Source organism: Burkholderia sp. LMG 13014, from assembly GCF_905232215.1.
Taxonomy (GTDB): domain Bacteria; phylum Pseudomonadota; class Gammaproteobacteria; order Burkholderiales; family Burkholderiaceae; genus Burkholderia.
In genome coordinates this window covers 1-6,106 of sequence record NZ_CAJNKE010000365.1, presented here as the reverse complement: position 1 = coordinate 6,106, position 6,106 = coordinate 1, and the positions used below count along the sequence as shown (strand labels likewise).

General features: G+C 67.7%; 6 protein-coding genes and 1 pseudogene. 5 read left to right on the top strand and 2 right to left on the bottom strand.

Going from position 1 to position 6,106, the window contains the following annotated elements:
- The 4 genes from JYJ84_RS26100 to JYJ84_RS26085 form a co-directional block, all read left to right on the top strand.
- The coding region (locus JYJ84_RS26100) for a TetR/AcrR family transcriptional regulator (protein WP_205189621.1) at positions 1-558 on the top strand (558 nt) is incomplete at its 5' end.
- A gap of 210 nt (positions 559-768) precedes the next feature.
- A complete protein-coding gene (locus JYJ84_RS26095; RefSeq protein ID WP_175222258.1) occupies positions 769-1,923 on the top strand; it encodes a pyridoxal phosphate-dependent aminotransferase in 1,155 nt (384 codons plus the stop codon).
- A gap of 85 nt (positions 1,924-2,008) precedes the next feature.
- The gene (locus JYJ84_RS26090; RefSeq protein ID WP_122946576.1) at positions 2,009-2,797 is read left to right on the top strand and encodes an ABC transporter substrate-binding protein; all 789 of its coding nucleotides are present in this window, start codon (positions 2,009-2,011) and stop codon (positions 2,795-2,797) included.
- Positions 2,798-2,812: 15 nt separating this feature from the next.
- A complete protein-coding gene (locus JYJ84_RS26085) occupies positions 2,813-4,243 on the top strand; it encodes an FAD-binding oxidoreductase (RefSeq protein WP_175222259.1) in 1,431 nt (476 codons plus the stop codon).
- A 45-nt stretch (positions 4,244-4,288) separates the two neighbouring features.
- Here JYJ84_RS26085 and JYJ84_RS26080 read toward each other — a convergent pair whose 3' ends face one another.
- Together JYJ84_RS26080 and cadR are read right to left on the bottom strand one after the other, a co-directional pair.
- The gene (locus JYJ84_RS26080) at positions 4,289-4,861 is read right to left on the bottom strand and encodes a PadR family transcriptional regulator (protein WP_122944084.1); all 573 of its coding nucleotides are present in this window, start codon (positions 4,859-4,861) and stop codon (positions 4,289-4,291) included.
- Positions 4,862-4,929: 68 nt separating this feature from the next.
- On the bottom strand, positions 4,930-5,361 hold the full coding sequence (cadR, locus tag JYJ84_RS26075) for a Cd(II)/Pb(II)-responsive transcriptional regulator (protein ID WP_011350541.1): 432 nt from the start codon (positions 5,359-5,361) through the stop codon (positions 4,930-4,932).
- An 81-nt stretch (positions 5,362-5,442) separates the two neighbouring features.
- Between cadR and JYJ84_RS37945 the strand changes: the two are divergent.
- Positions 5,443-6,106: pseudogene (locus JYJ84_RS37945) on the top strand (heavy metal translocating P-type ATPase); the annotation flags it as partial.

Here is a 6,106-nt window from a genome sequence, read left to right as displayed (position 1 = left end):
GCGCTGCAGCAGGCGTTCGTTCAGCTTTTGCTCGAACGCGGCTACGCGAAAGCGACGATCCGCGAGATCGCGGCCGTCGCGGGCGTCAGCATCGGCACCTTCTACGAGTATTTCGGCGACAAGCAGAGCCTCGCGGCGCTCTGCATCCACCGGCACGTGCTGGCGTTGGCCGACCGGCTGCGCGATGCCGCGGCGCGACTGCGCGGTGCGCCACGGGCCGAACTCGCCGCCACGCTCGTCGACCTGCAGGTCGAGGCGATCGGCGCCGACGCGGCGCTGTGGGGCGCGCTCTTCGCGCTGGAGCGGCAGGTGTCGCCGCTCACCGCCTACCGCCGGCATTACGACGCATATGTCGCGCTGTGGCGCGACGCGCTCGCGCACGCGGCCGATCCGCCGCCCGCCGCACGGCTCGACGGGCTCGCGCGGATGGCGCACACGATCTGCTACGGCGGGCTCTCGCAGGCGTTGCTGACGCTCGGGCCCGCGTTCGACCTCGCCGCGCTGCGCGGCGAACTGCGGGCGGTGCTGCTCGCCTACCTGACGGCGGCCGGCCAGTAACATCCCCTAGGGGAAATGCCTGATTCGCATGTCAGCCTGGCAGGCGAGCCTTGCCGCTGCACGCTACTCTTCGCGAGCCATGAGAAAAATGCATGGTCGCCATGACGAACTTTCGATTGTCCGCCGATATTGGCTCGGGCTAAATCATGCGGCAGATGCAGGCCGCGCGCGTCGCGCGGGGCTGCCCGAAGGACATCAGAAGGAGGAGTCATGCGAAGCGCCACCGCGCCCCGTTCGAAACTGCCCGACGTCGGGACGACGATCTTCACGGTGATCGGCCAACTGGCTGCTCAGCACGATGCGTTGAACCTGTCGCAGGGCGCGCCGAATTTCGCGCCCGATCCGGCGCTCGTCGAAGGCGTCGCGCGCGCGATGCGCGACGGGCACAACCAGTACGCGCCGATGGCCGGCGTCATGGCGCTGCGCGAGCGGCTCGCCGAAAAGACCGAGGCGCTGTACGGCGCGCGCTACGACCCGGCCACCGAGATCACGGTGATCGCGAGCGCGAGCGAAGGGCTCTACGCGGCGATCAGCGCGCTCGTGCATCCGGGCGACGAGGTGATCTACTTCGAGCCGTCGTTCGACAGCTATGCGCCAATCGTGCGGCTGCAGGGCGCGACGCCGGTGGCGATCAAGCTGTCGCCCGAACATTTCCGCGTGAATTGGGACGAAGTCGCCGCGGCGATCAACCCGCGCACGCGGATGATCATCGTGAACACGCCGCACAACCCGACCGCGACCGTGTTTTCCGCCGACGATCTCGAACGGCTCGCGCAGCTCACGCGCGACACCGGCATCGTGGTGCTGTCCGACGAGGTCTACGAGCACGTCGTGTTCGACGGCGCGCAGCACCAGAGCGTGGCGCGCCATCGCGAGCTGGCCGAGCGCAGCGTGATCGTGTCGTCGTTCGGCAAGTCGTTCCACGTGACGGGCTGGCGGGTCGGGCATTGCCTCGCGCCGGCCGAGCTGATGGACGAGATCCGCAAGGTGCACCAGTTCATGGTGTTCGCGGCCGACACGCCGATGCAGGTCGCGTTCGCGGAAATCCTCGCGCGGCCGGACAGCTATCTCGGCCTGTCGGCGTTCTACCAGGCCAAGCGCGACCTGCTCGCGCGCGAGCTGGCCGATTCCCGTTTCGAGCTGCTGCCGAGCGAAGGCTCGTTCTTCATGCTCGCGCGCTTCCGGCACTTCTCGGATGAAAGCGACAGCGATTTCGTGCTGCGCCTGATCCGCGACGCGCGCGTCGCGACGATTCCGCTGTCGGCGTTCTATACCGACGGCACCGATGCCGGCGTGATCCGGCTCAGTTTTTCGAAGGACGACGCGACGCTGGTTGAAGGCGCGCGGCGGCTGCGTTCGCTGTAAGGCCCGTACGGAAATTGGCGACGGGCATCCGGCGACGGGCATCCGGCGACGGGAGCGTCGCACCGACCAGACACAGGAGATCACGATGAAGCACACGGCCACTCTGAAACTCGCGTTCGCACTCGCGTGCGCCATCGGCTCGGGCGCGGCGCTCGCCGATGCGCAGACGCTGCGCTTCGGCCTCGAAGCGCAATACCCGCCGTTCGAATCGAAGGCGCCGAACGGCGACCTGCAGGGCTTCGACATCGATGTCGGCAATGCCGTCTGCCAGACGGCGAAGCTGTCGTGCAAATGGGTCGAGACGTCGTTCGACGGCCTGATTCCCGCGCTGAAGGGCCGCAAGTTCGACGTGATCAATTCGGCGATGAACGCGACCGAGCAGCGCCGCCAGGCGATCGATTTCACGACGATCATCTATCGCGTGCCGACCCAGTTGATCGCGCGCACCGGCAGCGGCTTGCTGCCGACGCCGGAATCGCTGAAGGGCAAGCGCGTCGGCGTGCTGCAGGCGTCGATCCAGGAAACCTTCGCGAAGGCGCACTGGGAGCCGGCCGGCGTCGCGATCGTCGCGTACCAGGACCAGAACCAGGCGTACGCGGATCTCGTGTCGGGCCGTCTCGACGCGTCGCTCGTGCTCGCGCCGTCCGGCCAGCGCGGCTTCCTGTCGCGTCCGGACGGCAAGGGCTTCTCGTTCGTCGGCCAGCCGGTGCACGACGACAAGATCCTCGGCAGCGGCATCGCATTCGGGCTGCGTAAAGGCGACAGCGCGCTGAAGGCGAAACTCGATGCGGCGATCGACAAGCTGAAGGCGGACGGCACGGTGAAGTCGCTCGGCCTGAAGTATTTCGGCGATATCGACATCTCGGCGAAGTAAGCGGGGCCGCGCGCGATGCAGAACCGGAACACGGCCGCCACGGGCGGCGAACAGGGCGGCGCATCGCTGTCGGGTGACGCGCTCGAAGCCGCGCTCGCCGCGGAACTGGGCGAGGCGCTCGTCACGCGCCCGGCCGACATCGATCCGCGTTACTTCACCGCGTACAACGAGCCGGCCGGCGTGCGGCCGCGCGCGCTGGTGCGCCCGCGCAGCGTCGACGACGTGTCGCGCACGCTCGCGCTGTGCGCGCGGCTCGGCCAGCCGGTCGTGCCGCAGGGTGGTTTGACGGGGCTCGCACGTGGCGGCGTCGCGCTCGGTGGTGAGGTCGTGCTGTCGATGGAGCGCTTCGCAGGCATCGAAGCGCTCGACGCGGCGGCCGGCACGATGACGGTACGCGCGGGAACGCCGCTGCAGACAGTGCAGGAAGCCGCGGAAGCGGCCGGTTTCACGTTCGGCGTCGATCTCGGCGCGCGTGGCTCATGCCAGATCGGCGGCATGCTCGCGACCAATGCGGGCGGCACGCGCGCGATCCGCTACGGGATGATGCGCGAGCAGGTGCTCGGGCTCGAGGCCGTGCTCGCGGACGGCACGGTGGTGTCGTCGATGAACCGGATGCTGAAGAACAACGCGGGTTACGACCTGAAGCAGCTGTTCATCGGCAGCGAGGGAACACTTGGCGTCATCACGCGCGCCGTGCTGCGGCTGCACCCGTTGCTCGCAGCGCCGGCCACGGCGCTCTGCCGCGTGCGCGACTACGACGCGGTGGTCGCGCTGTGGAACCGCGTGCGCACGCTGCCGGAGGTCGTCAGCTTCGAGGCGATGTGGCCGGCGTTCTACGATTACGTTGCGCGCCATACGCCGGGTGTTTCAGCGCCGTTTGTCGGCGACGAGGGTTTCACGGTACTGATCGAATGCGCGACGAGCGCACCGGGCGGCGACGCTCACCAGGCGCTGGAAACAGGTCTCGCGGCGGGGTTCGACGCAGGGCTCGTGGACGATGCGGTGCTCGCGACGTCGGAGCGGCAGGCGCGCGACCTGTGGACGCTGCGCGAAGGTCTCGCGATCGATGCGCTGCCGCATCTCGTCAACTTCGACGTGAGTCTGCCGACGGGCGAACTCGGCACATTCGCCGAGCGCTGCGAGGCGGCGCTGCGGGCGCACTGGCCGGACGTCACGTGCCTGTTCTTCGGCCATGTTGGCGACGGCAACGTGCATATCGGCGTGTCGCTGGCCGGGATGACCGACGCAGACCTCGACGCGCTCGATCACTGCGTGTACGCGGTGGTGCGGGACATGGGCGGCTCGGTGTCGGCTGAGCACGGGATCGGCGTGCTCAAGCGCGCTTATCTCGCGCATACGCGCAGCGACGCGGAAATCGGGCTGATGCGACGCCTGAAGGCCGCGCTGGATCCGCTCGGCATCCTGAATCCCGGCAAGGTGCTTTGATCGGGGCGATGCGCGTTGCCGGCGGGAGCCGGCCCGCATCACGCGTTAGCCGTTCACCCAGCGCAGCGCGCCGATCTTCAGGTGTTCGACGACGCTGCGTGCCCATTCGAGTTCGGCATTGAGCAGGACGAGCGCGTGCTCGTTCTGCAGCAGGAACAGGCGCGGCACCTGATCGGCCTGCGCGTTGGCGCGCAGTGTTTCGAGGCGCTCGCGCTCGGCATCGAGCCGCGCGATCCGAAGCTCAAGCTGGTGGCGTGCATCTTCGGCGTCGAGCAGCGGCAGGAACGCGAGACCGGCGCCGAACGCCGGGAATTCGCGCGCGGGCTCCGCGAGCAGCGTATGCAGCCACGCCTGCCCGGCCGTGTGCCCGGCCTCGGTCAGCGCATACAGCGTGCGCTCCGGAAACGCGCCGTCGCGCTCGGTGTCGTGCACTGCGATCATCCCGTCGCGCAGCAGCCGGTCGATCGTCTGATAGAGGCTCGTGCGCTGCCGCACGTTGACGACTTCGTCGTACCCGCGAGCCTTCAGTTGCTGCAGCATCCCGTATGGATGCATCGGCGTTTCGGTGAGCGTCGCGAGGACGGCCAGCGCGAGCGGGGATGGGCGACTAGCAGACATGAATAGTTATACTATATCTAGTAAGAATATAACTATTCTCAATCAGACTATCATATTTCACAAGGGTTTCAGCCGAGGTGCGAGCGCTTCGCGGCCGGTGCGACGGTTTCCATCGTCGCGAGACCGTGCACGATGCCGCAATCCTCGACCGAATGCTCGCCGACGCACTGGCGGCGCAATTCGGTGAGCTGGTCGCGTAGATGCGTGAGTTCCGCGAGGCGCGCATCGACGTGCCCGATGTGTTCGTCGAGTAGCGAATTGATCGAATCGCACGGATCGGCTGGCGTGTCGGTGAGTTGCAACAGCGCGCGGATTTCGTCGTGCGCCATGTCGAGCGCGCGGCAGTTGCGGATGAAGCGCAGCCGTTCGACGTGCACGTCGGTGTAGTTGCGGTAGTTCGAGTCGGTGCGCTCCGCATCCGGCATCAGACCCTCTTTCTCATAGAAACGGATCGTCTCGGGCGTGCAGCGGGCCGCTTTGGCCAGTTCGCCGATCTTCATGACCTTTCTCCCTGTAAGGGGTTGACCTTGTAGTGGCTTCAGGGTGTTAACTCTACACCGTTAGCCATTGAGGAGGTTGTCATGACCGACGCCCAGCGTACCCACGACCCACGACACCGTCATGCCGGCGGCGCCGCTCCGTGCTGCGCCGACGCGCACGATACGGATACGGCCACCGTCGCCGATGCGGCGCCGGCGGCCGGCGAGCACGCGCACGGCGAGGTCGCCGCAGCGCGCGGCGCGCAGTCGCGTGCCCATAGCCACGACCATGACCACGATCATGAACATGATCACGGGCACGCGGGTCGTGAAGATGGTCACGTCCACGGCGCCGGTTGCAGCCACGGCAGCGGTAAGGCGCACGACCACGACCATGGTCATGACCATGCGCACGAGCACGGCGACGGGCATAGCCACGGCGCCGCCTGTGCACACGGCAGCGCCGCGCACGACCATGCCGGTCACGACCACGACCACGACCACGACCACGACCACGACCACGACCACGACCACGACCACGCGGCCGGCGATTGCTGCGCGCCTGCCGCGCTGACGCTCGCGCCGCTGCCGGTCGCGCAGGCGACTGCGTCGGGCCACGTGCGCTCCGCGTTCCGGATCATGCAGATGGACTGCCCGACCGAGGAAACGCTGATCCGCAAGAAGCTCGGCGGGATGAGCGAAGTGTCGGCGCTCGAGTTCAACCTGATGCAGCGGATGCTGACGGTCGAGCACGTGCCGAACGCCC

What these genes read in the sequence shown, in the direction of transcription:
- JYJ84_RS26080 (WP_122944084.1), bottom strand. Translation starts at nt 4,861, where the DNA reads ATGTCTGCTAGTCGCCCATCCCCGCTCGCGCTGGCCGTCCTCGCGACG.
- JYJ84_RS26085 (WP_175222259.1), top strand. Translation starts at nt 2,813, where the DNA reads ATGCAGAACCGGAACACGGCCGCCACGGGCGGCGAACAGGGCGGCGCA.
- JYJ84_RS26090 (WP_122946576.1), top strand. Translation starts at nt 2,009, where the DNA reads ATGAAGCACACGGCCACTCTGAAACTCGCGTTCGCACTCGCGTGCGCC.
- cadR (WP_011350541.1), bottom strand. Translation starts at nt 5,361, where the DNA reads ATGAAGATCGGCGAACTGGCCAAAGCGGCCCGCTGCACGCCCGAGACG.
- JYJ84_RS26095 (WP_175222258.1), top strand. Translation starts at nt 769, where the DNA reads ATGCGAAGCGCCACCGCGCCCCGTTCGAAACTGCCCGACGTCGGGACG.